At 71.6% G+C, this 25,202-nt stretch carries 29 protein-coding genes, 1 tRNA gene and 1 other RNA gene; 12 read left to right on the top strand and 19 right to left on the bottom strand.

The features are described 5' to 3' along the window. Positions 1 to 369 precede the first annotated feature (369 nt). Positions 370 to 443: transfer RNA gene (locus ACYQZ5_RS02685), tRNA-Lys, on the bottom strand. Between the two features lie 81 nt (positions 444 to 524). On the opposite strand from ACYQZ5_RS02685, the gene ACYQZ5_RS02680 reads away from it, so the two are divergent. Then, entirely contained in the window at positions 525 to 1,775 is a 1,251-nt protein-coding gene (locus ACYQZ5_RS02680; protein ID WP_459845066.1) for a M20/M25/M40 family metallo-hydrolase, read from the top strand. Here the strand turns inward: ACYQZ5_RS02680 and ACYQZ5_RS02675 are convergent. After that, positions 1,766 to 2,482: a DUF7119 family protein gene (locus tag ACYQZ5_RS02675; protein ID WP_459845064.1), complete on the bottom strand. Its 717-nt coding sequence runs from the start codon at positions 2,480 to 2,482 to the stop codon at positions 1,766 to 1,768. The two genes, ACYQZ5_RS02680 and ACYQZ5_RS02675, sit on opposite strands and share 10 nt — an antisense overlap. A 106-nt stretch (positions 2,483 to 2,588) precedes the next feature. Continuing rightward, complete coding sequence (locus ACYQZ5_RS02670) at positions 2,589 to 2,975, bottom strand: winged helix-turn-helix transcriptional regulator (RefSeq protein WP_379731807.1); 387 nt, start codon at positions 2,973 to 2,975, stop codon at positions 2,589 to 2,591. A 205-nt stretch (positions 2,976 to 3,180) separates the two neighbouring features. Here ACYQZ5_RS02670 and ACYQZ5_RS02665 point away from each other — a divergent pair, with 205 nt between their 5' ends. Genes ACYQZ5_RS02665 through ACYQZ5_RS02650 form a run of 4 tightly spaced genes read left to right on the top strand, consistent with a single transcriptional unit; the run spans position 3,181 to position 6,347 of the window. Further along, positions 3,181 to 3,486, top strand: coding sequence for a CGCGG family putative rSAM-modified RiPP protein (locus tag ACYQZ5_RS02665; RefSeq protein ID WP_379731808.1), 306 nt, complete (start codon positions 3,181 to 3,183; stop codon positions 3,484 to 3,486). A gap of 29 nt (positions 3,487 to 3,515) precedes the next feature. Continuing rightward, positions 3,516 to 4,601 (top strand): TIGR04053 family radical SAM/SPASM domain-containing protein, encoded by a 1,086-nt coding sequence (locus ACYQZ5_RS02660; protein ID WP_379731809.1) that lies wholly within the window; start codon positions 3,516 to 3,518, stop codon positions 4,599 to 4,601. A 2-nt stretch (positions 4,602 to 4,603) separates the two neighbouring features. Beyond that, on the top strand, positions 4,604 to 5,863 hold the full coding sequence (gene hemG / locus ACYQZ5_RS02655; protein ID WP_379731810.1) for a protoporphyrinogen oxidase: 1,260 nt from the start codon (positions 4,604 to 4,606) through the stop codon (positions 5,861 to 5,863). Positions 5,864 to 5,921: 58 nt separating this feature from the next. Then, complete coding sequence (locus ACYQZ5_RS02650; RefSeq protein ID WP_379731811.1) at positions 5,922 to 6,347, top strand: SRPBCC family protein; 426 nt, start codon at positions 5,922 to 5,924, stop codon at positions 6,345 to 6,347. On the opposite strand, the gene ACYQZ5_RS02645 is transcribed toward ACYQZ5_RS02650, so the two are convergent. The 7 genes from ACYQZ5_RS02645 to ACYQZ5_RS02615 all read right to left on the bottom strand — a co-directional run bounded on the left by ACYQZ5_RS02645 (position 6,335) and on the right by ACYQZ5_RS02615 (position 10,463). Then, on the bottom strand, positions 6,335 to 7,621 hold the full coding sequence (locus ACYQZ5_RS02645; protein ID WP_379818319.1) for an MBL fold metallo-hydrolase: 1,287 nt from the start codon (positions 7,619 to 7,621) through the stop codon (positions 6,335 to 6,337). The genes ACYQZ5_RS02650 and ACYQZ5_RS02645 overlap by 13 nt on opposite strands. Positions 7,622 to 7,682: 61 nt before the next feature. Further along, on the bottom strand, positions 7,683 to 7,985 hold the full coding sequence (locus tag ACYQZ5_RS02640) for a WNWW family protein (protein ID WP_379818318.1): 303 nt from the start codon (positions 7,983 to 7,985) through the stop codon (positions 7,683 to 7,685). Between the two features lie 117 nt (positions 7,986 to 8,102). After that, an RNA gene (gene rnpB, locus ACYQZ5_RS02635) (RNase P RNA component) lies at positions 8,103 to 8,443 on the bottom strand. Positions 8,444 to 8,582: 139 nt separating this feature from the next. Then, a complete protein-coding gene (locus ACYQZ5_RS02630; RefSeq protein WP_379732647.1) occupies positions 8,583 to 9,413 on the bottom strand; it encodes a DUF4097 family beta strand repeat-containing protein in 831 nt (276 codons plus the stop codon). A 96-nt stretch (positions 9,414 to 9,509) separates the two neighbouring features. Next, positions 9,510 to 9,788: a DUF7521 family protein gene (locus ACYQZ5_RS02625; RefSeq protein ID WP_379818315.1), complete on the bottom strand. Its 279-nt coding sequence runs from the start codon at positions 9,786 to 9,788 to the stop codon at positions 9,510 to 9,512. Continuing rightward, positions 9,781 to 10,122: a hypothetical protein gene (locus tag ACYQZ5_RS02620; protein ID WP_459845059.1), complete on the bottom strand. Its 342-nt coding sequence runs from the start codon at positions 10,120 to 10,122 to the stop codon at positions 9,781 to 9,783. Before ACYQZ5_RS02620 ends, ACYQZ5_RS02625 begins: the two co-directional genes overlap by 8 nt. Continuing rightward, positions 10,119 to 10,463: a helix-turn-helix domain-containing protein gene (locus ACYQZ5_RS02615; RefSeq protein ID WP_379733167.1), complete on the bottom strand. Its 345-nt coding sequence runs from the start codon at positions 10,461 to 10,463 to the stop codon at positions 10,119 to 10,121. The genes ACYQZ5_RS02620 and ACYQZ5_RS02615 overlap by 4 nt, the downstream gene beginning before the upstream one ends. A gap of 151 nt (positions 10,464 to 10,614) precedes the next feature. Here ACYQZ5_RS02615 and ACYQZ5_RS02610 point away from each other — a divergent pair, with 151 nt between their 5' ends. After that, positions 10,615 to 11,367: a sensor domain-containing protein gene (locus tag ACYQZ5_RS02610; RefSeq protein WP_459845057.1), complete on the top strand. Its 753-nt coding sequence runs from the start codon at positions 10,615 to 10,617 to the stop codon at positions 11,365 to 11,367. Between the two features lie 4 nt (positions 11,368 to 11,371). Here ACYQZ5_RS02610 and ACYQZ5_RS02605 read toward each other — a convergent pair whose 3' ends face one another. The 4 genes from ACYQZ5_RS02605 to ACYQZ5_RS02590 all read right to left on the bottom strand — a co-directional run bounded on the left by ACYQZ5_RS02605 (position 11,372) and on the right by ACYQZ5_RS02590 (position 15,787). After that, entirely contained in the window at positions 11,372 to 12,586 is a 1,215-nt protein-coding gene (locus tag ACYQZ5_RS02605; RefSeq protein ID WP_459845054.1) for an iron-containing alcohol dehydrogenase family protein, read from the bottom strand. A 45-nt stretch (positions 12,587 to 12,631) separates the two neighbouring features. Next, on the bottom strand, positions 12,632 to 13,453 hold the full coding sequence (locus ACYQZ5_RS02600; protein WP_459845052.1) for an alpha/beta fold hydrolase: 822 nt from the start codon (positions 13,451 to 13,453) through the stop codon (positions 12,632 to 12,634). Between the two features lie 67 nt (positions 13,454 to 13,520). Next, the gene (gene thiD, locus ACYQZ5_RS02595) at positions 13,521 to 14,864 is read right to left on the bottom strand and encodes a bifunctional hydroxymethylpyrimidine kinase/phosphomethylpyrimidine kinase (protein ID WP_459845049.1); all 1,344 of its coding nucleotides are present in this window, start codon (positions 14,862 to 14,864) and stop codon (positions 13,521 to 13,523) included. Beyond that, positions 14,864 to 15,787: a sulfide-dependent adenosine diphosphate thiazole synthase gene (locus ACYQZ5_RS02590; protein ID WP_379732923.1), complete on the bottom strand. Its 924-nt coding sequence runs from the start codon at positions 15,785 to 15,787 to the stop codon at positions 14,864 to 14,866. The genes thiD and ACYQZ5_RS02590 overlap by 1 nt, the downstream gene beginning before the upstream one ends. Positions 15,788 to 15,908: 121 nt before the next feature. On the opposite strand from ACYQZ5_RS02590, the gene ACYQZ5_RS02585 reads away from it, so the two are divergent. Next, on the top strand, positions 15,909 to 16,619 hold the full coding sequence (locus ACYQZ5_RS02585) for an AzlC family ABC transporter permease (protein WP_379818450.1): 711 nt from the start codon (positions 15,909 to 15,911) through the stop codon (positions 16,617 to 16,619). Further along, the gene (locus ACYQZ5_RS02580) at positions 16,606 to 16,911 is read left to right on the top strand and encodes an AzlD family protein (RefSeq protein ID WP_379818452.1); all 306 of its coding nucleotides are present in this window, start codon (positions 16,606 to 16,608) and stop codon (positions 16,909 to 16,911) included. Before ACYQZ5_RS02585 ends, ACYQZ5_RS02580 begins: the two co-directional genes overlap by 14 nt. On the opposite strand, the gene ACYQZ5_RS02575 is transcribed toward ACYQZ5_RS02580, so the two are convergent. Beyond that, positions 16,908 to 18,233 carry an Hvo_1808 family surface protein gene (locus ACYQZ5_RS02575; RefSeq protein ID WP_459845044.1) on the bottom strand — a complete coding sequence of 442 codons (1,326 nt, stop codon included), beginning with the start codon at positions 18,231 to 18,233 and terminating at the stop codon, positions 16,908 to 16,910. The genes ACYQZ5_RS02580 and ACYQZ5_RS02575 overlap by 4 nt on opposite strands. Before the next feature lie 31 nt (positions 18,234 to 18,264). Further along, the gene (locus tag ACYQZ5_RS02570) at positions 18,265 to 19,917 is read right to left on the bottom strand and encodes an Hvo_1808 family surface protein (RefSeq protein ID WP_459845041.1); all 1,653 of its coding nucleotides are present in this window, start codon (positions 19,915 to 19,917) and stop codon (positions 18,265 to 18,267) included. Between the two features lie 74 nt (positions 19,918 to 19,991). Between ACYQZ5_RS02570 and ACYQZ5_RS02565 the strand changes: the two genes are divergently transcribed. Further along, positions 19,992 to 20,561: a cysteine hydrolase family protein gene (locus ACYQZ5_RS02565; RefSeq protein ID WP_379732439.1), complete on the top strand. Its 570-nt coding sequence runs from the start codon at positions 19,992 to 19,994 to the stop codon at positions 20,559 to 20,561. Between the two features lie 33 nt (positions 20,562 to 20,594). Here ACYQZ5_RS02565 and ACYQZ5_RS02560 read toward each other — a convergent pair whose 3' ends face one another. Together ACYQZ5_RS02560 and ACYQZ5_RS02555 are read right to left on the bottom strand one after the other, a co-directional pair. Continuing rightward, the gene (locus ACYQZ5_RS02560) at positions 20,595 to 21,020 is read right to left on the bottom strand and encodes an HIT family protein (RefSeq protein ID WP_379732440.1); all 426 of its coding nucleotides are present in this window, start codon (positions 21,018 to 21,020) and stop codon (positions 20,595 to 20,597) included. A gap of 70 nt (positions 21,021 to 21,090) precedes the next feature. Continuing rightward, positions 21,091 to 21,576, bottom strand: coding sequence for a PaaI family thioesterase (locus ACYQZ5_RS02555; protein WP_379732442.1), 486 nt, complete (start codon positions 21,574 to 21,576; stop codon positions 21,091 to 21,093). Positions 21,577 to 21,665: 89 nt separating this feature from the next. Here ACYQZ5_RS02555 and ACYQZ5_RS02550 point away from each other — a divergent pair, with 89 nt between their 5' ends. Beyond that, positions 21,666 to 22,124: a DUF4385 family protein gene (locus ACYQZ5_RS02550; protein ID WP_379732443.1), complete on the top strand. Its 459-nt coding sequence runs from the start codon at positions 21,666 to 21,668 to the stop codon at positions 22,122 to 22,124. Here the strand turns inward: ACYQZ5_RS02550 and ACYQZ5_RS02545 are convergent. Then, a complete protein-coding gene (locus tag ACYQZ5_RS02545; protein WP_379818456.1) occupies positions 22,121 to 23,050 on the bottom strand; it encodes a DUF8155 domain-containing protein in 930 nt (309 codons plus the stop codon). The genes ACYQZ5_RS02550 and ACYQZ5_RS02545 overlap by 4 nt on opposite strands. 53 nt (positions 23,051 to 23,103) lie before the next feature. Here ACYQZ5_RS02545 and ACYQZ5_RS02540 point away from each other — a divergent pair, with 53 nt between their 5' ends. Continuing rightward, a complete protein-coding gene (locus tag ACYQZ5_RS02540) occupies positions 23,104 to 23,832 on the top strand; it encodes a lipoate--protein ligase family protein (protein WP_459845037.1) in 729 nt (242 codons plus the stop codon). 24 nt (positions 23,833 to 23,856) lie between these two features. Then, positions 23,857 to 25,158 (top strand): dihydroorotase, encoded by a 1,302-nt coding sequence (locus tag ACYQZ5_RS02535; protein WP_459845035.1) that lies wholly within the window; start codon positions 23,857 to 23,859, stop codon positions 25,156 to 25,158. Positions 25,159 to 25,202 lie beyond the last annotated feature (44 nt).

Here is a 25,202-nt window from a genome sequence, read left to right as displayed (position 1 = left end):
ATCCTGTCAGGCGTGCCTAAAGGTTTTCCCAGAATCCAAGGGTAGCCACTTACCTGCGGTTACACTGCAGATAGAACTGAGAGGAACTTGAACCGGGATCAGGCGTGCTCCCTTCGGCGGCGGCTTTGCCGCCGGCTGTCAGCGGGACCTTCGGTCCCGCCTCACTGCGCGCGACTGACAGGGTCAGCCCCTTCGGCGTCGTGACTCACGACTCACATCGTTCGTCGGAGAAGCGGGCTGAGAGGGACTTGTACCGGACGGAAGACGGTCCTGCTCGGCTCGCTTCGCTCGCCTGCGCGGGCGCGGCTTCCGAGGTTCAAGACCCTTCAGCGACGATCGACACGCCTCGCTGTCGCTCGGCGGTCTGTACGGGCTGAGAGGGACTTGAACCCCCGACCGTCTGGTTAAAAGCCAGACGCTCTCCCAAACTGAGCTATCAGCCCTCACGCCGATCAAGGACGACCACCGGGTAAGCGTTTACGGTTCCCCCGGAAGCTAAACCCTCTCCCGCCGACCCCTCGGCCATGGAGATGCGTACGTTCGCCGAGCGACTGATCGAGTTCCCCACCGTCGGCGGCGGGGAGGCCGAGGCCGCGGCGTGGACCAGAGAGCGTCTCGACGACCTCGGCTTCGAGACGTACGAGTGGGAGGCCGACGCCGAGGAACTGGCCCAGCACTCGTCGTTCCCGGACGATCCCGACCTGATCGACACCGAGGACCGCCCGAGCGTCGCCGGCGTGCTGGAGTTCGGCGACCCCGACGCCGGCCCGACACTGATCCTGAACGGCCACCTCGATGTCGTGCCGGCCGACGAGGACGCGTGGTCGTCGCCGCCGTTCGAGCCGGTGTGGGGCGAGAGCGACGACGGCGAGGAGACGCTAACCGGCCGCGGCGGGGTGGACATGAAGGGTCCCGTCGCGGCCTGCGTGTTCGCCGCGCTGGACGTCGCCGAACGCGCCGAGGACGCCGACCTGAACGGCCGGCTCGTCGTCGAGGCCGTCGCCGGCGAGGAGGAGGGCGGCATCGGCGCCGCGGCGGCCGCGCTGTCGAACCCTTATCCCTTCGAGCGCGACGCCGCGATCGTCGCCGAGCCGACCGAGTTGACGCCGATCACTGCCACCGAGGGGACGGTGATGAAGCGCCTCGAGATACAGGGCCGGGCCGCACACGCGGCCTCGCGCTGGCGCGGCGAGGACGTGCTCCCGCACTTCGAGCGCATCCGGGCGGCGTTCGAGGATCTCGAAGCCGAGCGCTCCGAGAGCGTCACTCACCCGCTGTACGAGGAGTACCCCGTCCCGTGGCCGATCGTGATCGGCAAAGTGCAGGCCGGCAACTGGGCCTCCTCGGTGCCGAGTTCGCTGACCGCCGAGATGCGGTTCGGGGTCGCCCCCGGCGAGACCGTCGACGAGGTGGAGCAGCAGTACGAGGAGGCGCTGCAGGCGGTCGTCGACGCCGACGACTGGCTCTCCGAGCACCCGCCAAGCTTCGAGCGGTTCAGCATCCAGTTCGAGTCGGCCGAGGTCGACGCCGACGAGCCGATCGTCCGGACGCTGCGGGAAGCGATGCTCGACACGGGGCTGCCGGACACGGACCCCCGCGGCGCGACCTACGGCGCCGACTCTCGGCACTACGTCGCCGCGGGCATCCCGACGGTCGTGTTCGGCCCGGGCAGCATCGAACAGGCCCACTTCCCCGACGAGACGATCGAGTGGGCCGACGTTGAGCAGGCCCGAGAAACGATCGCGGAGACCGCCGTCCGGTTCCTTCAGTCGTAGCGCTCGGCGATCATCTCGGCCACCAGATCGCTGGGAGTGGTGTTCTGCATCGACGCCTCGCGGCGGAGTTCGCGGTACTGTTCGACCGGGAGCGAGAGGCGGATATCGCCAAGTTCGACCCCCTCCTCGCGGAGCGCTTCCTGCGCCGACGTGCCGTCGTTGACCCGGCTCGCCAGCGATCGGACCTGCCGGACCGTGAGGTCGTGGTCCAGCACCGCCCACGCGAGATCCAGCCGTGCGGGGCCGTCGACGCGGGCGAGGTGTTTGGCCGCCGAGGGGGCGATCTCGCCGCGGGCGACGTGGCGCCGCACCGACTGCGGTAGGTCGTGGACCCGCGCCCACGTCCGGATGAACGACACCGAGACGCCGCCGGCGCGCTCGGCGGCCTCGCGGTAGGAGCCGACCCCGCGCACGAGCGCCGCACACGCCGCCGCGCCCCGGAGCATGTCGACGCAGTCCTCCTCGCCCTGACAGCCGGCGAACTCCGCCAGCACCTCGGCGGCGCGGGCGACGCTCTCGGGGTCGTCGGGGTCGAAGTCGATCGCGTCGCTCGCGCGCTCGCCGGTGATCTCCGGGTCCGCGCGGACGACTGGCTCGCCGACCCGCGAGCGCCGGTCGGTCGTCGCCGGCACGTCGTCGGTCGGTTCCTGCCGGCTCGCCCGCGGGTCGCCCGCGCGAGCCTCCTCGTCGGGGTCGGGTTGTGACATTAGCTGCTGGTTCGGTCCCGCGGTGGAAAAGCCTCCCGCGCCCGAGTGAACGCGACGCACACCGGCGGCGACTGGCGACGCACGAGTGCTGCGAGGGAGAGTCGCCTCAGACCAGCGAGACGCTCGGGTCCTCGGGCTCCGTGATGTGCTGTTTCCCCCAGTCGCGCATCGCCGTGATCACCGGCTCCAGCGACTCGCCGTGGTCGGTCAGCGAGTACTCCGTCCGGACGGGCTTCTCGCTCACGATTTCGCGGTCGATCAGCCGCTTGCTCTCCAGATCGTCGAGCACCTCCGAGAGCACCTTGCTGGAGATGCCGCCGACGCTGTCCTCCAGTTCGCTGAAGCCGCTCGGCCCCTCGTTGAGCAGCCGGTGGATCACCACCGGGTGCCACTTCTTCCCGACCAAAAGCGCCGTCGTGGTGACCGGACACCAGTCCTCGCCCGCACACCACACCTGCAGCTTCTCCCCGTCCTCGCCCGTGTCACTCGTCATACGTGGTGAATAGGGCGACGGCGACTTAGGGGTTACTACTGGTAACTGAGTTACATATAGGTAGCTTTGCCTGCGGCCGGCCGGAGGGGTAGGCGGCGGCAGCCGTACGGCCGGGTACGAGCAGCGGGGCTGTCGAGGCCGCCTCGGCCAAGAACATGTTCGGCCATCCCCCCATGGTCGTCGGCGTCGAAGGACGACGTAAGCCATGTCTCAGCACGACCACGAGGCGGCCGACCCCGTCACCGACCGCGTCCACGACAACTCCTGGTCCGCGAACCTCGAAGGTCCCGAACACGCCGAGGACCGCGACCTCCTCGTCGAGCAGGGGATCGACGCCGTCGAACACACCGCCCCCGGAAACCACGTCAACCTCGTGACCCACGGCGAGCACGGCCACCCCGAGACGTACCTCTACGACGTGCTCGACGACGAGTTCGGCGACGACGTGGAGTACGAGTACGTCGAACAGTGCGGCTGTGGCGGCCACGTCCTGCGAGTCCACGTCCAGTAACCGCGTCTCCGACACCCACGACGACCCCAATGCGCCCATCCACCATCGACACGAGTCAGCGCCCGTTCGTGCTGGTCTGGGAGCTCACGCAGGCCTGCGAGTTGGCCTGCAAACACTGCCGCGCGGAGGCCCAGCCCCAGCGCCACCCCGACGAACTCACGACTGAGGAGGGGAAGCGGCTCCTCGACGAGGCGAGCGAGTTCGGCGAGAACCAGCTTGTCGTCCTCTCCGGGGGCGACCCGCTCTACCGCGACGACACGTTCGAGCTGATCGAACACGGCGTCGATCAGGGGCTGCAGATGACGCTCACGCCCAGCGGGACGGCGTCGCTAACCCCCGACCGGATCGAAAAGCTCGCAGACTCCGGGCTGCGCCGACTCGCGCTCAGCATCGACGGCGCCACCCCCGCGGCCCACGATGGCTTCCGGAAGGAGGAAGGGAGCTTCCGGCAGACCGTCGAGGCGGCCCGAGCCGCCAACGAGGCCGGGCTTCCGCTCCAGATCAACACGACCGTCTGTGCCGAGACGGTCGAACAGCTCCCCCAGCTCCGCGAACTGGTCGACGACCTCGGCGCCGTGCTCTGGTCCGTGTTCTTCCTCGTCCCGGTCGGCCGAGGAGAGGTGCTCGATCCGGTCCCGCCGGAGCGGGCCGACCGCGTGATGGAGTGGCTGACCGAGGTAAACGACGAGGCCGACTTCGGAATCAAGACCACTGAGGCGCCCCACTACCGCCGGGTCGCGATCCAGCAGCGCCGTTCGGCGACCGACAAGCCCGAGAACGACGCGATCGGCCGCCGGACCGGCATCACCGCCGGCGACGGCTTCGCGTTCGTGAGCCACACCGGCGAGCTCTACCCCTCCGGGTTCCTGCCGGAGCCGGCCGGGAACGTCCGGACGGACAGCCTCGTCGACCTCTACCGCGACGCGCCGCTGTTCGAGAAGCTCCGCGATCCCGACGCGCTGGAGGGGAAATGCGGCGCCTGCGAGTTCCGGAACGTCTGCGGCGGCAGCCGCTCGCGGGCGTACGCGACGACCGGCGACCCGCTCGAGAGCGATCCACTCTGTCCGTACGTGCCGGAGGGGTACGACGGCCCGCTGCCGAACCCCGCCGACTGACGATGCGGGTCGGCATCGTCGGCGCGGGGATCACCGGCCTCGCGCTGCAGCACCAACTCTACGAGCGCGGCGTCGACAGCGTCGTGTTCGAGGCCGACTCGGAGCCGGGCGGCGTGATCAGGAGCCGGTCCGTCGAGGGGTACGTCGTCGAGGACGGTCCCCAACGCACCCGTCTCTCGCCGCCGGTGGCGTCGCTGGTCGACGACCTCGACCTCGACGATCGACTCGTCGAGGCGGCGGACCCGCCGCTGTACCTCTACCGTGACGGCTCGCTCCGCCAGGTGCCGTTCTCCGTCCGCGAGGGGGTGTCGACGGACCTGCTCTCGTTGCGGGGGAAGCTCCGTATGCTGCTCGAACCGCTGACCGGGCCGCCACGGGGTGAGGAGAGCGTCGAAGAATCCCTGACCCGGATGCTCGGGCCGGAGGCCGCCCGGTACCTCGTCGGCCCGCTGTACGGCGGCATCTACGGCACGCACCCCGACGAGATGCCGATGCGGCACTCGCTCGGGCGAGCGCTCGAGAAACGCGGCGTCGATCGGAGCCTGCTCGTCGCGGCAGTGCGGGCGAGTCGTCGAGGGTCGACGCCGCCCGTCGTCTCCTTCGACGGCGGCCTCCAGACGCTCCCGGAGGCGCTGTTCGAGCGCCATAGCGAGCGTGTTCGGCTCGACACGCCGGTCGAAGCAGTCCAGCAGACCGACGACGGCTTCGTGATCGAAACGCCCGAGGAGACGACGACGGTCGACCACGTGGTGCTCACGACGCCCGCGGCGGTGACCGCCGACCTGCTCGACCCGTTCGCACCCGAAAGCGCGGACGCGCTCCGCCGACTCACCTACAACCCCATGGCGGTCGTCCACCTCGACGCCGCGAGCGACATGGACGCCGCCGGCTTCCAGATCCAGTACGACGAGTCGTTCCGGACGCTCGGCGTGACCAGCACCGGGGCGCTGTTCGACCGCGGAAACCGCCACACTGCGTACCTCGGCGGGGGTCGGAACCCCGGGCTCGTGGATCAGCCGGAGTCGGATATTCGTGAGATCGCCGAACGGGAGTTCGCAGAGCTGACCGGCGTCGAAGCGACCGCCGTCGACGTGTGTCGGCTCCGCCGCGGGATGCCCGCCTACGACACGACGTGGGACGCGCTGGAAGCGGTCGACCTCCCCGACGGGGCGCAGATCTGTGCGAACTACGCCGCCAGAGCGGGGATTCCGGGCAGACTCCGCGAGGCCGAGCGGGTGGCCGAATCGCTGGCCGAGGGCTGACGCGTCGGACGGAGATGTTCGTCCCGAGTGTTTTCAATCGAGGCGTTGTAGCCCGGGTATGAACTCGGTCAGCGTCTCCCGGGAGATCGCGGCGCCGCCGGACGCGATCCGCGAGCGGATGGACGACCTCGGGCCGTTCATGCGCGCCGCGGGATTCGACGAGGTGGTCATCGATGGCGACCGCCTCGAACTGGAGAACGGCGTCGGGATCGCGACGATCGAACTCACGCTCGAACTGACCGACGAGCCGGACGCGGCGCTCGCGTACCGCCAGCGCGAGGGCATCTTCGAGGAGATGGTGACGCGGTACACGCTCGAAGCGACCGACGCCGGCACCGAGGTGACCGCCGAGACGGAGTTCGCGATCGACGTGGCGCTGGTCGGCAAGCTACTGGACTCGACGGTGATCGAGCGCCAGCGTCGCCGAGAGCTGGAACAGCAGTTCGACTGGCTCGAACGCGAACTCGACGCTCAGACCGAGTAGGTCGCGCCCAGTTCGGGCGCCGACGCGTCGTGGCCGTCCGCGCGGAGTTCCTCGGCGAACGCGTCGCATCGGTCGCCGTGGTTCACGAGGATCTCCGCGCCGTCGTAGGAATCGAGGAACCGCCGCAGACCGTCGCGGTCGGCGTGGGCGGAGAAGTCGTACGCCTCGACCTGCGCGCTGACGGGCATCACGCGCCCGTCGATCTCCACCCGGCCGGTCTCCAGTAGTTCGCGGCCGGGCGTCCCCTCGACCTGATAGCCGGTCAGCGTGAGCTTGTTCACGGGGTTCGCCCGGATCTCGGGGATGTACGTCATCGCCGGGCCGCCGGAGAGCATCCCGCTCGTGGTGACGATGGCGGCGGGCTGGTCGGCGATCCGTTGTCGCTGGCCGTCCCGCCCCGTCACGAACCGCGCGTGGGATTTCGCCCGGCGCAGCGCGTCGGGGTCACGGACGTATTCGGGGTACTGCCGCAGCATCTCGGTCACTCGCTTCCCCATCCCGTCGACGTAACAGGGGATGTCGTGTGCCTCGCAGATGAGCAGCATCTCTTGGGTGCGCCCGATCGCGAACGCCGGGACGACGACGGTTCCGCCCTCCCACAGCGTGGTCTTCACGCTCTGGGCGAAGCGGTGCTCGACGGTCGCCCGGGGTTCGTGCTCCACGTCCGAGTAGGTGCTCTCACACAGCACCACGTCGGCGTCGGGCCGGGCGGTCGATCCCGCGACGAGGCGCTGGCCGACGGGCGGCTCCCCGGCGTCGAACCCCGCGGGCGGGTCGGCGGCCTCGGCCTCGTCGACGTGGAAGTCGCCGGTGTAGAGCAGGCGCGTCTCCCCGTCGTCGACGAGCACGTGGGCGCTGCCGGGGATGTGGCCCGCGTTGTAGAACGTCACCTCGTACCCCGCGGCCTCGAAGGACTCGCGGTAGCCGTGGGTCTCGGAGACCTCCGTCACCCGCTTCACGTCGTTCTCGGTGAACGGGCAGTGCGGCGACTGCCCGTGGAGCTTCAGCGTGTCCCGGGCGAGCGTGAGCGCCAGCTCCCGCGTCGGCGGCGTCCAGTGGATCGGCGGCCGGTTCGACCCCGAGAGCAGCGCGGGGATCGTGCCGACGTGGTCGAGGTGGCCGTGGGAGACGACGACCGCGTCGGGGTCGGGCGTCCCGACGGGGTACTGCGGCGGCTCGGCGGTCAGCAGGCCGAAGTCGAGCAGCAGCGAGTCGTCGACGAGGACCGCGCTGCGGCCGACCTCGCCGGCGCCCCCGAGGAAACGTAGCTGCATTCGGTCGACTCTCGACGGCGCCGGCGTTTCCGTTCGTCGGTTCGGGGGCGGATTAGCGAACTCACTCCGCGTCCGGATAGCGTCGCACCGCGAACCCCTCGTAGCCGGCGTAGGCCAGCGAGAGCACGCCCATCCACCAGTTCCAGCGGTCGGCGGGCGAGCCGTCGGGCGCGTCCGCGAGTTCGTCGAGGACGAGATCAACCGTGAGTTCCCGCCCCGTGTCACGGCGGTACCGCCCCGCGTCCGCGAGATCGGCGGCCTGCCGGGCGACGGTGCGCCGTTCCGGCTCGGTGCCGCCGAACCGGGCGAGCGCGTCCGCGAGCGTCGCCGGATCGAGCGCGTCGGCGGCCGCGTCGTCGGTCATCGTCCCCGCTCGGTGCCGCCGTCGACGCCGGCGGTCGGGAACGAACGGTCGAGTGCCATCGTGGGAGCGAGGCGGGGGCGGGGCAAAACGGTTCGGGCGGCGCTGGCGAGGTGAAGCGGCTGAGAGGAGTAAGCCCCCTTCTGTTTCGACCCGGCATTCGGCTGAGCACCCGCGCCCTGCCGTCTCCGGCCGTCCGGACTACCTTCGGGCACGGGCTTGCACCGGCGAGGGTTCGCCGTTCCATCCGTTCCTGCCCGTCGATCCTCCGTGGGTTAGCTCCCTTCCCTTACGGGTCGGTTCGCGCACTTCATGGGTCGGGGCAGGCGGTCTCGTTTCTGTTCCAGAGCCAGCCGTCTCCGACTCCGGGCTTGCGCCCGGTCGCCCGTCCGGACGGTGGGGGGACTTTCCTCACGCCCCTTGCTCGCGGGCCGGGGCGCGGGAACCGGGCTCTCTCTGCCGGTTCGTGGTAGGCGAGTGGCGGGGTTAAGCGGTTCGGTGGGCCGAGGTGGGAGGAGGGGTCGTCAGCGGGGGCGGGGAGGGCAGCAGCGGGGAGTTGGTGGGGACAGGAACGGACCGCGGGCGCGACACTCCCGTGGCTCAGCGCCCCGAGAGGTGAACGTCGCCGGTTCGGGTCTCCACTCGGAGAGTCGAGCCGCCGTCGCCGAGCGTCCCCGACGCCGAACTCTCGGTCCGGGTGCCGTCCCCCAGCGATAGCCCCTCGACGGTCACGTCGCCGACGCGGCTCTCCGCGGCGAGTTCGGCGTCGAGATCCGGGGAGAGCGCGGCGTCGATGTCGCCGGTCGAGGTCCGGAACGCCGTGTCGCCGTCGATCGCCGACACGGCGAGGTCGAGGTCGCCCACGTCGGCCCGCACGTCGCCGACCGCCGACGCGCCTTCGATGCGTACGTCGCCGGTGCTGGCTTCGGCGGTGACGGTGCCCTCGACGTTCCGGATCGTCACGTCCCCGACCGAGGAGTCGACGGCGAGGTCGCCCGTCACGCCCTCGACCCGAACGTCCCCGACGCTGGCGTCGATCTCGGCGACGCGGAGCGAGCGCGGGACACGGATCGTGAGGTCCATCGACGGCGTGCCGCCGAGCAGGGAGCTCTCGCCGGTGTAGCGGGTCGCGAGCGTCAGCCGGTCCCCCTCGCGTTCGACCGCGAGGTCGAGCTTCGAGAGGTCGCCGCCGACCGAACTGGACTGCTTGACCATCTCGACGTCGATGTCGTCGCGCTCTTCGCCGCGGACGGTCACGTCGCCGACCCGGGCGTCGACGGCGAGCGCCGCGGCGCCCTCGGTGGGGATGGTTCGGTCGTCTTCGAGCCGCTTGCCGACGAACGGCGTCGCGCCGGTGCAGCCGGCGAGCGCGGTCACGAGTGCTGCGCCGACGCCGCCGAGCAGTCGTCGTCTGGTGGAGGTCCGCTCCATACGAGACCCGTCGCCCCCGGAGCACTTCAACCGTGTTCGCCGACTGTCACGGCGCCCAGTCGTCGAAACCTATTTGTACTGGATTCGTTCCCCGACTCAGGTACCTTCGAGCGAGTAGAGCACCGCGAGCAGGCCGGCGATGTTCGCGAGTAAGACCGCCAGCAGCGTCGCCGCGTCCGAGAGCGCGAACAGCGGGCCGGCGCCGTAGGTGAGGAAGAAGGGCACGACCGCGATGCAGGCCACCCCGATCGCGAGGAAGCGCATCGCCCGGCTGTCGTTGCGCCGGTACCCCTGATACGCCAGCCACGCGACGACGCTGCCCGCGGCCGCGGTCGCGCCGGAGGCCAGCACCAGCAGCGTGGCGGCGTCAACCACGGTCGAACACCACCGTGAGCACGATCAGGAGGCCGGCGAGCTGGCTCGCCGTCGCCACCAGCGCGCGCGTCGTCGCCGACACGTCGCCGACGTTCGTCAGCACGATGCGGAGCACGAACGGTACCGTCGTGAGGAGGATCAGCCCGACGAGTAGCCCCAGCATCGGCCGGCCGCCGCCGCGGCGGTACCCCCGGTAGAGCCGCGCAGCGACCGCGAGCGAGAGCACCGTCGCGACCAGCAGCGCGAGCAGCGCGGCGAGAACGACGGCGGCCGAGCCGCCGGTGGCCGCCTGCACCGGGGGCGACGCCGGGTGTATGGTGAGTGGAACGGTCATTTGAACTCCTCGTACAGGCGGGTGAAGCGGTCGGCGGGCTCCTCCTCCTCCACGTAGTCGACGTCGATCTCGTACCCCTCGGCGCGGACGTGGACGTGGACCGCCTCCAACACGGCGTCGTACTCCTTGTAGTGGTGGCCGCCGGGGTCCAGTCGCTGCTCGTCGGTCAGCAGCCCTGCGGCCTCGAGGCGCTCGACCCGGCGGTAGATCGTCGAGGGGTCGGCGTCGCAGGCGTCGCTGAGCGCCTCGACGGACTTTGGCTCCTCGCGGGTCTCCGCGAGGATCGTCCGGACGTAGTCGTCCCCGAGGAGGTCGACCACGTCCTCGCCGCCGTCGCTCATCGGGTGGGCTGTGGGTGTCCCGGTCGAAATATCCACGGGGTACGCACGGCCGGCGGTTCGCGAGGGAAGAATAAACAGACCGACGCCGAGTTGTCGAGCCGGCAGATCGACCCGAACCCTTATTCCGGCACGCACGCCAGCATCGGCCGATATGCCCTCCCCCACGGCGCTGCCGGCGCGTGACGGCCGGCTCCGATCCTTCCTCGCCGCCCCCGTCCGGCCGCAGACGTACCTGAACCTCGCGTACCTCGTGCTGGCGTTCCCGCTGGGACTGGTGTACCTCGTGTCCGTGACCGTCGGCCTCGGCCTCGGCGTGGGGCTCTCCGTCGTCCTCGTCGGACTCCCGCTGCTCGCTGCCGTGGTCGCGGGCTCGTTGGTCGCCGCCGCGTTCGAACGACGGCTCACCGCGTGGCTGCTCGGCGTCGACGTGCCCCCCGGGCCGGCGCCGGCCGGCGACGGGCGGTGGGAACGACTCCGCGCGCTCGCGACCGAACCCGGGACGTACGCGCCGCTGCTGTACCTCCCGCTGAAGTTCGTCGCCGGCGCCGTCGCGTTGGTCGTCGTGATGAACGCGCTCGTGACCGGCGTCGCGCTGCTGTCGGTGCCGCTGCACTACGGCGAGCCGGGGCTGTACGTCGGGCTGGTGACGGACCGCCCGGTCGAACTCCACCCCGCGCTCCACTTCGGCTGGAACCGCCTGCTCGTCGGGTTCGAGGCGGTCGTGACGATCGAAGCGTGGCGGATCCGGACGCTGCCGGGGGCGCTCGTCGTCGCCGGCGTCGGGGCGCTCCTGCTGCTGGTCGGCCTCGCGTTCACCAACTGGCTCGCGGGCGCCTACGGGCGGCTGACCGCCCGACTGCTCGCCCGAACGTACGATCCGGTGTCGCTGCTCGGGGACGACTGACGGCTCACCACGCCGACTCCAGCACCTCTTCGATCTCTACGACCGACGGCTGGACCGGCGCCTCAGCGAACAGCCCGTCGTCGTGGATGATCGCCGCGATGTCCGGGAGGTCAGCCCGCGAAAGTCCCTCGATCTCGCGGAGTTCGCTGGGGAGGCCGAGGTCGTCGCGGACGCCCGCGACGGCGTCGACGACCGCCTCGGCGGTCTCCGCGTCCGTCGCACCCCCCTCGTCGACGCCGAGCGCCCTCGCGAGCAGGTCCCGCCGGCCGTCGACCTCGGCGAACACGGACCGCAGGACGTGCGGGGCGAGCACGCCGTGGACCGTCCCCTGGTGGGCGTCGTAGTCGTTCGAGAAGCCGTGGCCGAACGCGTGGATGATCGAGGCGCGGTAGGCGCCGGGGGTGGAGATGCCGTACTGCGCGGCGACCACGCCCGCGACCGCGTCGTCGAACGTCGCGGGGTCGGGATCCTCCTCGGGCAGCGCGGAGAAGCCGGACTGCATCAGCGAGAGCGCACGGCTCGCGGTGCCGTCGGTGATCGGCGTCGCGTGCGGCGAGTAGAGACACTCGACGGCCTTGTCGAACCCGTTCATCGCCGAGGCTGTGAGCACCGAGCGCGGCGTCGTCTCGAACAGTTCGGGGTCGTAACACAGCGCCGTCGGCATCAGCCGGCGGTCGCTCACGCCGCCGCTGGGGATCTCGCTGGGGTCGGCGTCCCGGTCGAGCGAGAGGCCGACACCGCCGATCACCGAGAGGTCGGCGCCCGCGAGCGTCGTCGGCACCGCGATCACAGGGGTCGGGCGGCCGTCGTCGGCGACCGGGACCGAGCCGGAGTCGAGGGCGTGCTCGGCGGCCGCGGCGGGGTCGGCGTAGCTGCCGAGCGCGCTCGCGACCTTCGCAGTGTCGAGGCTGGAGCCGCTGCCGACGGCGACGATGGCTTCGGCGCCGGTGTCGCGCACCTCGCGGGCGGCCGCGAGCGCGGCGCCGAGCGTCTTGGCGGGGGTGGTCTCGTCGAACACGCCGGCCAGCGCGTCGCCGAGGCCGGCCTCGACTGGCTCCATCACGTCGGGGTTGGCGCCCACGTTCTCGCCGGTGACCACCACGGCCGACGCAAGCCCGCGATCCGCGAGCAGGTCGCTCAGATCGTCGGCGGCGCCGCGGCCGAACCGTATCTCGCCGGGGTCGTAGTCGAGCGTGAACTGTCGGCGGCTGTCGTCCATACCGGTCACAGGGGGCGGCGCCACATCAAGCCGGCCCCTCCGGCATCAGTCAAGGCCGTCGAGGAACGACGCCAGCTCCCGGTTGTAGCGGTCGATCGACTCCCGGAACGGGCTGTGGCCGGCGTCCGGGTAGATCGAGAGCTCCGCGTCGGGCAGGCGCTCGGCGGCCGCGCGGGCGGCGTCGGGGTCGACGACCGCGTCGTGGGCGCCGTGGGTGAGCAACACCGGGATCGTCAGGTCATCGAGAGCGTCGAGGTGGGACACCTCGCGGTCCCGCATCGCGTCGCGGACGGACGGCGGCACCGCGGCGTTGACCCCGAGCAGCAGGTACCGCTCCTCGGGCGAGGGGGCGTCGTGGAAGCAGATGCGGACGAAGCGGTCGAGCGCCGCTGTCGCCGTCTCGGCGTCCGTCGAGACGATCTCCGGGAACAGGTCGACGTACTGCTGGCCCAGCCACTCGTTGGTCTGGGGCGTGCCGATCCCGAGAACGATGCCGACGAGGTTCGCCCCGCGGACGCGGTCGGTGCCGTGGACCGCGAGGTAGTCGAGCGCGACCAGCGAGCCGTACGACCAGCCCACCAGCGCGAACGAGTCCAGCGAGAGCGCGTCGGCGACGGCCTGCACGTCGTCGGCCCACGCCTCGCTGTCGGCGTAGCCCGACGGCGGCTTCTCGGAGTCGCCGTGGCCGCGGAGATCCATCGCGACGAGGCGGTAGCGGTCCGCGAGCGAGGAGCGAAGCTGGCCGCGCCAGCAGAGGTGGCTCTGGGAGTAGCCGTGGACGAACAGGACCGCCGGCGCGTCGCTCGGCCCCGACTCGGCGACGTGGATCGCCGGCCCGTCCGGGCGGGAGACGGTGTGGGTTCGCATCGGTGGCCGTTTCGGCCGGAGTGCCGTGAGCTTTCGGCCGGCGGCACCCTGCACGGCCGCCGGGGTATCAGTCGGAGCGGTCGGCGTCGACGCGCGCCGCCAGCGACAGCATGCGTTCGCGCAGCGTCGCGGCGTCGGGCGCGAGCAGCCGGACCATCGGCTCCTTGCCGTGGGCGCCGCCGTCGACGATCGCCTCGGGCGCGTCGCCGTCCCGTCTGATCAGTACGCGCTCGGCAACCCAGTCCATCGTCCCGTCGGCGTCAGCGGGTTCCTCGGTTCGATCGACCGTCGCGACCGCGAACTGCTCCTCGAGGGCCGCACGAACCGCGTCGCTCGCCCGGACGTTGCAGGCCGCCGTCACGGCCGGGTCGTGCTCGCGGACGCCGAGCAGGAGCCGCGCGACGTGGCTCGACGCGCCCAGCGCGGCGCCGCCAGGCGCACGGACGCCGTCCGGAACCCGGGTGAGCCGCCCCTCCGTCGCCGCCACATCGGCAGGCTCGGTCGCCGTCTCCGGCGCGACGGCGACGGTCGTGCCGACCTCGGGGATCAGCGGCGCCACCTCGGGGGTTTCGAGCGCCCGGACCGTCTCCCGCACCGCGGCGAGCGCGTCGGGCGCGTCGGCACGCGCACGGACGCCGGCGAGGTGGTGGACCGGCCCGGTTCCCGCGCCGAGATCGAGGCCGTGCCGGATCGCGCGATCGAGCAGGGCCTCCGCGTTCGCGACCGCCGCGGGGAGGTCGAGGTCCCGGGCGAGGTCGGCCGCGATCGCCGCCGAGAGCGTACAGCCGCTGCCGTGGCTGTTCGCGTCCGGAACCCGGGGCGAGCGGAACTCCCGGACCTCGTCGCCGACGAAGGTGTCCACCGCCTCGTCGCCGGGGAGGTGGCCGCCCGTGACGAGCGCCGCGTCGGCGCCCAGCTCCCGGAGTTCGGCGCCGGCCTCGCGGGCGCTCTCGGGGTCCTCGACGGTGATCCCGGTCAACAGCTCCGCCTCGGCGGCGTTGGGCGTCACCAGCGTCGCCGCGGGGAGCAGTTCCTCCCGGATCACGTCCTCGCCGTCCGCGGAGAGCAGCCGGTCGCCGGCCTGCGCGACGACGACTGGGTCCACGACGACCGGGTACTCGGCGTCGCGGAGTTCGTCGGCCGCCGCCGCGGCCACCTCGGCGTCGGCGAGCATCCCGGTCTTGGCCGCGTCGACACCGAGGTCCTCCTCGACCGCGCGGATCTGCTCGCGGACGAGTTCGGGGTCGGTTCGGTCGCTGGCCCGGACGCCCGCCGTGTTCTGGGCGGTGAGCGCGGTGATCGCCGAGGCGCCGAACGCGCCGCGGGCCTCGATCGCCTTCAGGTCGGCCTGCACGCCGGCGCCGCCGCCGCTGTCGGAGCCTGCGACGGTGAGCGCGACGGGTCGGCCCATCAGTCGTCGGCGGGGCCGGGCTGTGTGCTGGGCATGCCGACGCTCGGCGCGTCGTGGCCGAGTTCGTCGATGGCCACCTGCGCGGCCTGCTTACCCGAGAGCAGCATCGCGCCGAACGTCGGCCCCATGCGGGTTAGCCCGTGGGTCGTCGCGGTCGCGAGCCCCGTGGTGATCAGGCCGTCGTGGACCTTCCCGGTCTGCTCGACCACCGCGTCCTCGCTCTCGCCGACCCACATGGAGTCGTGGCCCGGCGAGTCGTGGCCGGGGGCGCCGTACTCGCCGTCGGCGGAGGTGTCCATGCCGACCTCGCCGGTCTCCTCGATCCCCTCGGCGTCGATCACGCCGCGCTCGTGGAGCTTCGAGACGACGACCGCCTCGTGGCCCGTAGCGTCGATCACGAGGTCGGCCTCGACCGCGACGGGGTCGACGCAGGTGAGTTCTCGGGGGAGGGAGTGGACGGGCGTCCAGTTGAGCACGACGCCCGACACCTCGTGGTCCTCGCGGACGACCACGTCGGTGAACTCCGTCATGTTCTGGATCCGCGCGCCGGCGTCGCAGGCCGCCTCGATCAGCGCCGAACTCGCGTGGGGCGCGGTCGCGACGTGGAGTCCCTCGACCTCGTCGGTCTCCTCGTAGGGGACGCCGAGCTCGTCGAGCACCTCGTGGGCGGGCTCGCGGACCGTGAGCTTGTTCATCAGGAAGCCGCCGAGCCAGAAGCCGCCGCCGAGGTAGTTGTTCTTCTCGACGACGGTCACGTCGACGCCCCGCTCGGCGAGCTCCTTCGCCGCCACCAGCCCCGAGGGGCCGCCGCCGACGACCACCACCTCGCTGTCGGTGAACTCCATGAACTCGTCGTGCCACTCGTCGGCGATCGCGCGGGTGACCTGTGCCTCGCTCGCGTCGCTGAACCCGTCGAAGGACATGCGATTACTACGTGGTACTACCGAGTAGTTAAGCGTTGCGTCGCGGGCGAGCGAGGCGGCGGGGCCGTCGGGCGTCGCGCCGTCACAGAGCGTTTAGAAACCCCCCGACGGTACGTCATCCATGACCAGCGAGACGGAGAAACGGGAGGGGGTCACGTTCACCCTCGACGGCGCGTGGGAGGGGTTCCGACGCTGCCTCCCGGTCGCGGCCGGCGTCGGCGGCTACGGCCTCGTGTTCGGCGTCGTCGCGCGGCAGTCGGGACTGAGTGTCGCGGAGGCGGCGCTCATGAGCGCGACCGTGTTCGCGGGCGCGGCTCAGCTGATCGCCGTCGAGCTCTGGGCCGACCCGGTCCCGATCGCCGCGGTGCTGACGACGACCGCCGTGGTCAACACCCGCTACGTGCTGATGGGGGCGGCGCTGCGGCCGTGGTTCGCCCGGCTCCGGCCCGGCCACGCCTACGGGAGCGTGTTCTTCCTGATCGACGAGACGTGGGCGCTGACGATGGGCGAACTGAGCGAGGGGAGCGGTCGCGGGGCGTTCATGCTCGGCAGCGGGATCGCCGTCTGGCTGTTCTGGGTCGCCGCGACGGTCGTCGGCGCGAGCGCCGGCGCCGCGATCGGCGACCCCAGCCGGTACGGGCTCGACTTCGTGCTGCCCGCGATCTTCGTCGCGATCGCGGTCGGCCTCTGGGAGGGGAAGTCGACGCTGCTGCCGTGGGGCGTCGCGTTCCTCGTCGCGGTCGTGGCCGCCGACGCGCTCCCGGGGCGGTGGTACATCCTCGCCGGGGGGATCGCGGGCAGCCTCGTGGAGGTGATCCGTGTCGGCCGTTGATCCGACGGTACTCGCCGTCGTGGCCGCGATGGCGGTGCTGACCTACCTCACCAAGGCCGGCGGCTTCTGGCTGCTCGGCCACGTCGACACCTCCGAGCGCGTCGACGCCGCGCTGTCGGCGCTGCCCGGCGCCGTCGTCGTCTCGATCGTCGCGCCGGAGCTACTGCACGGCGGGCCGAGCGCGTGGCTCGGCGCGGCGGCGGTGGTGCTGCTCACCCGGAAGACGGGGAGCCTGTTGGCGGCGATGGCCGGCGGCCTCGGCGTCGTGCTCGCGGTCCGGGCGGTGCTCTAAGCGGGGTCGTGGACCTCGTCGAGCGCGTCGAACGTCGGCGCGTTCACGATCCGGACGGTCCGCCCCTCGCGCGTCACGCGGAACGCGTCCGCGAAGGACCCCTCGGACACGCGGTAGACCCCCTCACCCTCGGCGGTGGCGTTCAGCGACTCGGTGAGCAGCCCACGGTAGGCGCGGGCGAACTGCCGGGCGTCGCGCTCGCTCTCCCACCGGGTCTTCAGGACGTAGCCGTCGCCCTCCTCACCGAAGTACGGCACCAGCGTGTCGCCCCCCCAGCCCGCGGTCGCGGGATGGGAGTAGTTGTACGCGGAGTAGGGGCCGGGGTCGTTCGACAGCGTCCCGCGGTCGATCGCGCGCTGCTGCCACAGCATCGCGAACAGCGTCGCCTCGCCCAGCGTGGTCGGGCTCGCCCGCTCGAACGCCGCGGTCGAGCGGTCGGGGACGATCACGCTCGCCGGGCGGTCCGCCGGGTAGTCCGGGGGGTGGATCAGCTGTTCGCTCGATCGGGGCGGCCGGACGTACAGGTCGTTCACCGCCGCCCAGCCGCCCGCCCGGTAGGTGTGGTGGACGAACGTCGGCCCCTCGCTGTACGGCGCGTAGACGGTGAGATACAGCCCGAGGTTCCGGTCGGCGATGCCGCCCGCGCTGCTGCTCGCCGGGCGGTCGATGCAGTCCCACTGCTCGCCGCAGCGCTCCTCGTAGCGCGCCTCGACGTAGCTGGCGTCGCCCTCGACGACGCCGGTCTGGGCCATTCGCTCGTCCGGGCCGGCGGCGCCGCCGAGCAGCGAGAGCTGCTGGTCCTGCAGCGCGTGGACGAGTTCGTGGGCCAGCGTCGTCCGGTCGACCGTCGGCGTCTCGTTACCGCTGACGATCACGATCTGATCGCTCGACGAGGAGTAGTAGCCCAGCACGGAGCCGCCATAGATTTCGGCGAACGCGCCGCCGACGGTGCGGTCCTCGCCGACGAGCATCGCCGCCTCGTAGCGCTGTTCGCGGGCGCGCTCGGCGGCCGTGTCGACGGTCGTGTCGCGGCTCGACCCGTTCAGGTACTCCTCGCGGGAGATCACCTCGACGGGCACCGTCTCCCGGAACTCCAGCCCGCGGATCACCTCGACGCGGGCCATCGTCCGGGCGACGACGGCGTCGAGTTCGGACTCGTTCAGCCCGTCGCTCGGGTCGACCGCGAGCTCGTCGGTCGCGGCGTAGCCGTTCTCCACGCCCAAACGGTCGCCGTCGGGCGACGGCGACGGCGCCGCCGGCGCCGGCGCCGCACAGCCGGCCAGCACCAGACAGCAGACGACAGCGAGGAGGCGGAGCTTCACAGCCGAAACTCCGGCGGGAAACGGAAAAGAGCTACCGCCGGCGGGCGAGCAGCGCCGCCCCGAGCACCGCGACCAGCGCGGCGACCGCGGAGAAGCCCGGCGCCTCCGTGGCGACGGTCGGCTCGGTCACCGTCTCCGGTGGCGTCTCGCTCGCCGGCGCCGGGGTCGCTGCCGGCGTCGGTGTCGCCGTCTCCACGTCCGGATCAACCGAGCTTCGGACCTCGGTCAGCTCCCCGACGGAGGGCGCGTTCACGATCGTCACCGTGTCCCCCGCCACGGAGACGTGGAACGCGTCGGCGAACGGCCCGTCGGCGATGCGGTACGTGTCCTCGCCGACCGGTTCGGCGCCCCAGTACGTCAGCAGCTCCTCGTAGGCCTCGCGGAACTCGGCCGCCTCCGCGTTACTGTCCCAGACGAGCCGCCAGACGTAGCCCCCCTCGCCGGCGTCGTTCTGATAGAAGTGCATCCGGTCGCCGTCCCAGCCGGCGGCGGCGTCGAACCCGTAGTTCAGCGGGTCGATCGGGCTGAGGTCGCCGGAGTCGGTGTAGTTGAACCACGTGTCACGGAAGTTCGGGATCGCGTCGTACCCCCGTGTCTGCTCGCCGGCGTACCACGGGTAGACGAACATCGACGCGACGCCGGCCTGCCCGACCTCGGCGTAGTCGAGGCGACTCTCCGGGCGGATCCGCTCCCAGTCCTCGCTGTGTTCGTCCTCGAGTTCGACCTCCGTCGGCGGGTCGGTGCCGTAGCGCTCGGGGTGGATCACCTGCTCGGCGCTCTGGGGCGGGGCGTCGTAGAGGTCGTTCACGGCTTCCCAGCCGCCCTGTCGCTTCTGGGCGGCGATGAACGCCGGCCCGTCGCTGTAGGGCTGGTAGTTCACGAAGTAGACGCCGATGTTCGCCGGGCCGCCGCCACCGCCGCCACCGCTGGCGTCGGGGCGGAGGCAGCTCCCGGCCCACGCGCCGCCCTCGGCACACCGCTGTCGGTACTGCTCCTGCACGTAGTTGGCGTCGCCCTCGATCAGCCCGCTGTTGGCGTTGGCGCCGTCGCGGGTCCGACTACTGACGTTTCCGAGGCCGAACCGCTGGTCCTGCACCGCGTGGACGAGTTCGTGGCCGAGGGTGAGCTCGTCGACTTGGAGGGTCGTCTCGTTGTCCGTGACGAGCACGATGGAGTCCGCGGCGGGGCTGTAGTAGCCCCCGACGGTCGCGCCGCGGTTGGACTGCTGGACCCCCAGCGAGTCCTCGTCCTCGCCGATCAGGAACAGCGCCTCGAACTTCGCGTTGTCGAACGCGCGGAACGCCTCGCTGTAGGAGCTGTTGCCCGAGGAGTTCGCGAACGCCGAACGCGAGACGATGTCGACGGGCACCGTCGTGTTGAACTCCAGTTCGCGGATCACCTCCACGCGAGCCATCGCCCGTGCGACCGTGGCGTTGAGTTCGGCCTGCGTCAGCCCGTCGCTCTGGTTCACGTCGATGCTCTCGTTGTGCCAGTAGCCGTCCTCCCAGCCGATCCGGTCGCGCTCCGGGTCCGGCGGCGCGCTCTCGTTGCTCGGCTCCGTCTGGGCCGTCGCCGCGGCGTCGCCGACGGCGGCGTCGGCGACCGGGGGGGCCGCGGCCGCGAGGGGGGCGATCCCGGCGAGGACGACCAGGGTGACAGCGAGGACCGTCGCGAGTCGTCGCATACGCGCACATGGGGAGGCCCACGCAAAAAGACCCCGGCGAGGGAACTAAGACGGCGACGGCCCATCCCTCCGCCGTGTACGATCCAGACAGCACCGCGGTCGTCGTCGTCGACATGCAGCACGGGTTCTGCCACCCCGACGGCAGCCTGTTCGCGCCCGCGAGCGAGTCGGCGATCGAGCCAGTGACCGAACTCGTCGCCCGCGCCCGCGACGCCGGCGCGAGCGTCGTCTACACGAAGGACACCCACCCCGAGGAGCAGTTCGACGGGAACCACTACTACGACGAGTTCGAGCGCTGGGGCGAACACGTCGTCGAGGGGACGTGGGACGCCGAACTCCACGACGACCTCGACGTGCGCGAGGCGGACTACGTCGTCGAGAAACACACCTACGACGCGTTCTACCGGACCGGGCTGGAGGGCTACCTCGACACCCACGGCATCGACGACCTGCTCATCTGCGGCACGCTCGCGAACGTCTGCGTGCTCCACACCGCCGGCAGCGCCGGCCTGCGGGACTACAAACCCGTGATCGTCGAGGACGCGCTCGGGTACATCGAAGAGGATCACAAGGAGTACACCGTCGAACACGCCGACTGGCTGTTCGGCGAAGTGACCGAACGCGACGACGTGACGTTCGCGTAACGGACGCTGGACTGCAGGGTCCTCGCCCGGGGTCTACCGCGACAGCGCGTCCGACTCCTCACGGAGCGTGGCCGCAGTGTCCGTCAGAACCGCGTCGTCGGGGTCGCCGGCCGTCCAGTCGAGATCCACGCTATCGTCCTCGGACCGGGGGATCACGTGGACGTGTGCGTGAAGCACCTCCTGTCCCGCCGCGCGTCCGTTCGACTGGACGACGTTGATCCCGTCCGGCTCGAACGCCGACTCCAGCGCGGCAGCGACCCGCTGTGCGGTCCGGAACACGTCCCCGACGAGCGGAGCCTGCATCTCGGTTATCGACTCGGCGTGCTCCTTCGGGACGACCAGCGTGTGCCCCCGAGCCGCCGGGTTCACGTCAAGAAAGGCGAGCGTCCGCCCGTCCTCGTACACTCGATAGGCGGGAGCACGCTCGGCAACGATCGAACAGAAGGCGCAGTCGGACATGGACGGTGGTGCGCCGTCGGCGCCAAAAGTACACCGCCGGGAGGGGACGAAATTCCGCCCCGAACGGTCGCTACCGGAACAGCCGGTAGGAGGGCTGTCCCGTTGCCACGAGCCGTTCCTCCCCCTCCTCGACGCCCCAGTCCACGTCCTCGTCGCCGTCTTCCGGCACCGTGCTGGTCACGTCGACGCGGCTGACGCCGATCGTGGAGCCGGCCCGGACGACGTCCGCGGTCGCGTGGAGGTCGCCGGTCGCCCGCCGGAGGTAGTTCACGTTCAGGCTCACCGTCGCCACGTCGACCGCCAGCGGGTCCTCGGCGGCGAGCCGCAGCGCCAGCCCGCCCGCGGTGTCGATCAGCGTCGCGGCGACGCCGCCGTGGATCGTGGGCTTCGACGCGATGTTGGTGAGCTTCTCGTCGAACGGCACCGTGAGCTCGATCCGGCCGCGCTCGACGGCGCCGACCTCGGTGCCCAGCCACGAGAGGTAGCCGTGCTCCTCCTCGATCGCGTAGCGAAGGAACTCGGCGGCCTCCTCCGGCAGCGGCGGAACGTCGGTCATACTCCCGCTGGGGTCCGGCCCACCAAGTAGCCGCGGGGTTCGGGGACAGTTTCAGGCCGTCGCCGTCCCAACCGCCGCCGATGCCCGCGATGGGTGACCTCCCCGAGGACGACGACGGCGAGTACGACCACGACTTCCGGGCCGACCCCGAGCCGTACCGCATCGGCCGGGGAGAGGAGGGCGTGTTCAAGGTGCAGCCGTACAAGTCGGAACTCCTCCCGCTGTGGGGGTACGCCGACCCCGAAACCGCCGCCGAGGCCGCCGAAGCCATCTACGAGCGGTTCCTCCGCTACCGCCGCGACGACGAGTTCGTCGGGATGGACATGGCCCGGAAGTACCTCCGGATGGGGTACACCCGGGCGATGCGCTACGCACACTACCCGGGCGGCCGAAAGTACGACAGTGACGGCAACGAGCGCGAGAGAGTCCACTGGGCCGACGCCGAGAAGCGGAAGGCGGCGCTGATTTTCGACCACGTTCGACGCCGCCTCGAGGACGACGAGGCGTACCAGCGACGCAAGCGGGAGTGGCGCGAGCGACGCGGCTAACCCAGTCGAATCGACGCGTCCGCGGACTCGATCGACGCTCGCACCTCGTCGCCGACGGCGAAGCCGTGGCCCTCGTGGAAGACGATCTTCGCGCCGAACGCCCCCGTCGCGGCGAACAGCGAGAGCCCCGTCGCGCGCTCGGTCCGGTCCGTCCCGCGGACCTCGATCGCCACGTCGCCCCAGTCCACGTCCGCGCCGCCGCCGTCCCGCGGCGTCGCCGTCCCAACCTCGCTGCCGAGCAGCGAGAGCGATCCCTCGGGTCGGCCGTCGACGCCGTACGCACCGCCACCGGAGTAGTGGGCCAGCCCGCCGTCCAGCGGCGTCCCGTCGTCAGCCGCGATCGTCGCCCAGCACCCCGGATCGGGGTGGGCGGGCGCGTCGAGTCGGACGAACGTCTGCCCGGTCTCGACGACCGTACCGGTGCCGTCCCACGGCGCACCCGTGATCGGCACGTCGGGCACGACGGGGAGCGAACCCGACGCCCGGTAGGGGTTCACGTCGGCGGGACGGAAACCGAGGTGGAGGTGGTCGTCGACCCAGCGGCCGAAGAAGCCCGAGCGCACCGTCTCACCGAGCGAGTCGCCGGCATCGATCCACTCGCCCGAAGAGACGGCAGGATCGACGTGGAGGATTCGGGCGAGCAGGTCCGATCCTCGCCCGCCGGCCCAGTCGTCGGCCACGTCGAGCACGATCAGGTGGTCGTGGTCGACCGCGTACGGGCGGTCCGGGCAGGCGACCGTCCGGGTGTCGAGCACCTCGCCGGGAAGCGGCGCGGGCGCGGTGCCGTCGTCCGGGTAGAGGTCGACCGCACAGCCGCGGTCGTGGGCGGGGTAGGGGGAGTTGTAGCAGGAGAAGCGCGCGTAGCGGGCGAGGAGCGCGTCGGGGAGCGGGACGGGAGCCTCGCTCGCCGCCTGATCCGCGGGCATACCCGAGGCGTCGCGACGGCCACGCTTAGGTACGTCGGAGCCGGAGAGCCGGTATGCGCGTGATCCGCGGGCGGGCGGCGACGCCCGACGCCGACCGGGCGGCCACCCGCGAGCTACTGGACGCGGTCGCCGACTCGGGGACGCCGGTCGTCCGGGCGTGGACCCCCCACCGACAGCTCGCGTTCGGCCGGCGCGACGCGAACGAGACGGGGTACGATGCCGCCCGGACCGCCGCGCGGGAACGAGGGTTCCCGCCGGTCGAGCGCTCCGTGGGCGGGCGCGCGGTCGCCTACACGGGCACGACCGTCGCGTTCGCGTCGGTCGAGCCGGTCGAGGACAGCCGCTCGGGGCTGACCGATCGCTACGAGGCCGCCGTCGAGACGGTCGTTTCGGCCCTCTCCTCGCTTGGCGTCGACGCCGAACGCGGCGAGCCGCCCGAGTCGTTCTGCCCGGGCGACTACTCGGTGCAGGCGGCGTGTTCGACCGGAAATGGGGAGCGACCCGGGAAGCTGGCGGGGATCGCCCAGCGCGTCACCGCCGGCGCGGCGATGGTCTCGGGGGTGGTGACCGTCGCCGACCGCGAGGAGATCGGCGACGTGCTCGATCCCGTGTACGACGCGCTCGGCGTGCCGTTCGACCCGAACTCCGTGGGCAGCGTCGCCGCCGCGGGCGGGTCGAACGATCCGAAAGAGGTGGCTCGGGCGCTGGAGGACGCGATCGTCGACGGTCGGCCGACGACGGTCGAACGGCTCGCCGACACTGCGGCGGGCCGGGAAACTTAGGGCGGGGCCACACCCAGTGGACGTATGCTCATCACCGGCGCCGAACTCCCCGACGGCCGCGTCCGGGACGTTCGGACCGACGAGGGCCGCATCGCCGAGATCGAAGGCTCCCTCCACTCGCTGCCCGACGAGGAGACCGTGGACGCCGACGGGCTGACGCTCCTCCCGGGCGCAATCGACGCCCACGTCCACTTCCGCCAGCCCGGCCACGGCCACAAGGAGACGTGGGCGACCGGCAGTCGCTCGGCCGCGGCGGGCGGCGTCACCACCGTCGTCGATCAGCCGAACACCTCGCCGCCGACCGTCGACGGCGACGCGTTCGACGAGAAGGCGGAGTTCGCCGACAACGCGGCGGTCAACTACGGCATCAACGGCGGCGTGAACCACGAGTGGGCGCCCGAGTCGCTGCTCGCCCGGCCCGTGTTCGCGCTCGGCGAGGTCTTTCTGGCGGACTCCACGGGCGAGATGGGTATCGACGAGGACCTGTTCGAGGACGCGCTCGCCGCGGCCGCCGACGCCGGAATCCCCGTCACCGTCCACGCGGAGGACGCCGATCTGTTCGACGAGTCCGTGTACGGCGCTGACGCCGGCGGGGTCGGCCGGGAGGCCGACGCGGACCTGTGGAGCCAGTACCGCACCGCCGAGGCCGAGATCGCGGCCGTCGAAGCCGCCTGCGAGGGCGCTCGCGGCGCCGGGGTGGAGATTCACGTCGCCCACACGTCGACGCCGGAGGCGGCCGACCACGCCGCCGACGCGGGGATGACGACCGAGGTCACCCCGCACCACCTGCTGCTCTCCCGCGAGGACCTCGACGAACTGGGCACGTTCGGGCGGATGAACCCGCCGCTCCGGAGCGAGGCCCGCCGCGAGGAACTGTACGAGCGCGTCGCCGACGGCACCGTGGACCTGATCGCGACCGACCACGCGCCACACACGACTGCGGAGAAGGAAGCCGGGCTCTGGGACGCCCCCTCCGGCGTCCCGGGCGTCGAGACGATGCTCCCGCTGCTGCTCGCGGAGGTCCGCGACGGCGGCCTCACCCTCGAACGGGTCCGGGACCTCGTCGCCGCGAACCCCGCCGAGCGGTTCGGCCTGCCCGAGAAGGGCCGGGTCGAGGTGGGGTACGACGCCGACCTCACGCTGGTCGACCTCGACGACGCCGAGCCGATCCGGGCCGACTCGCTGCACACGAAGTGTGACTGGACCCCCTTCGAGGGCCGCGAGGCGGTGTTCCCCGAACTCACGATCGTCGACGGCGAGATCGTCTACGACGGCCGTGCCGGAGATCGGTTCACCGTCGGCCTGGGGCGGAACGTCCGGGAGTAGCGAAATCCGGGTGTTCCGGACTGTCAGACAACGAAGTTCTCACG

It is taken from the genome of Halolamina salina (assembly GCF_054653455.1).
The sequence above is the reverse complement of the archived record's forward strand: the minus strand, read 5'-3'. Positions and strand labels throughout refer to the sequence as shown.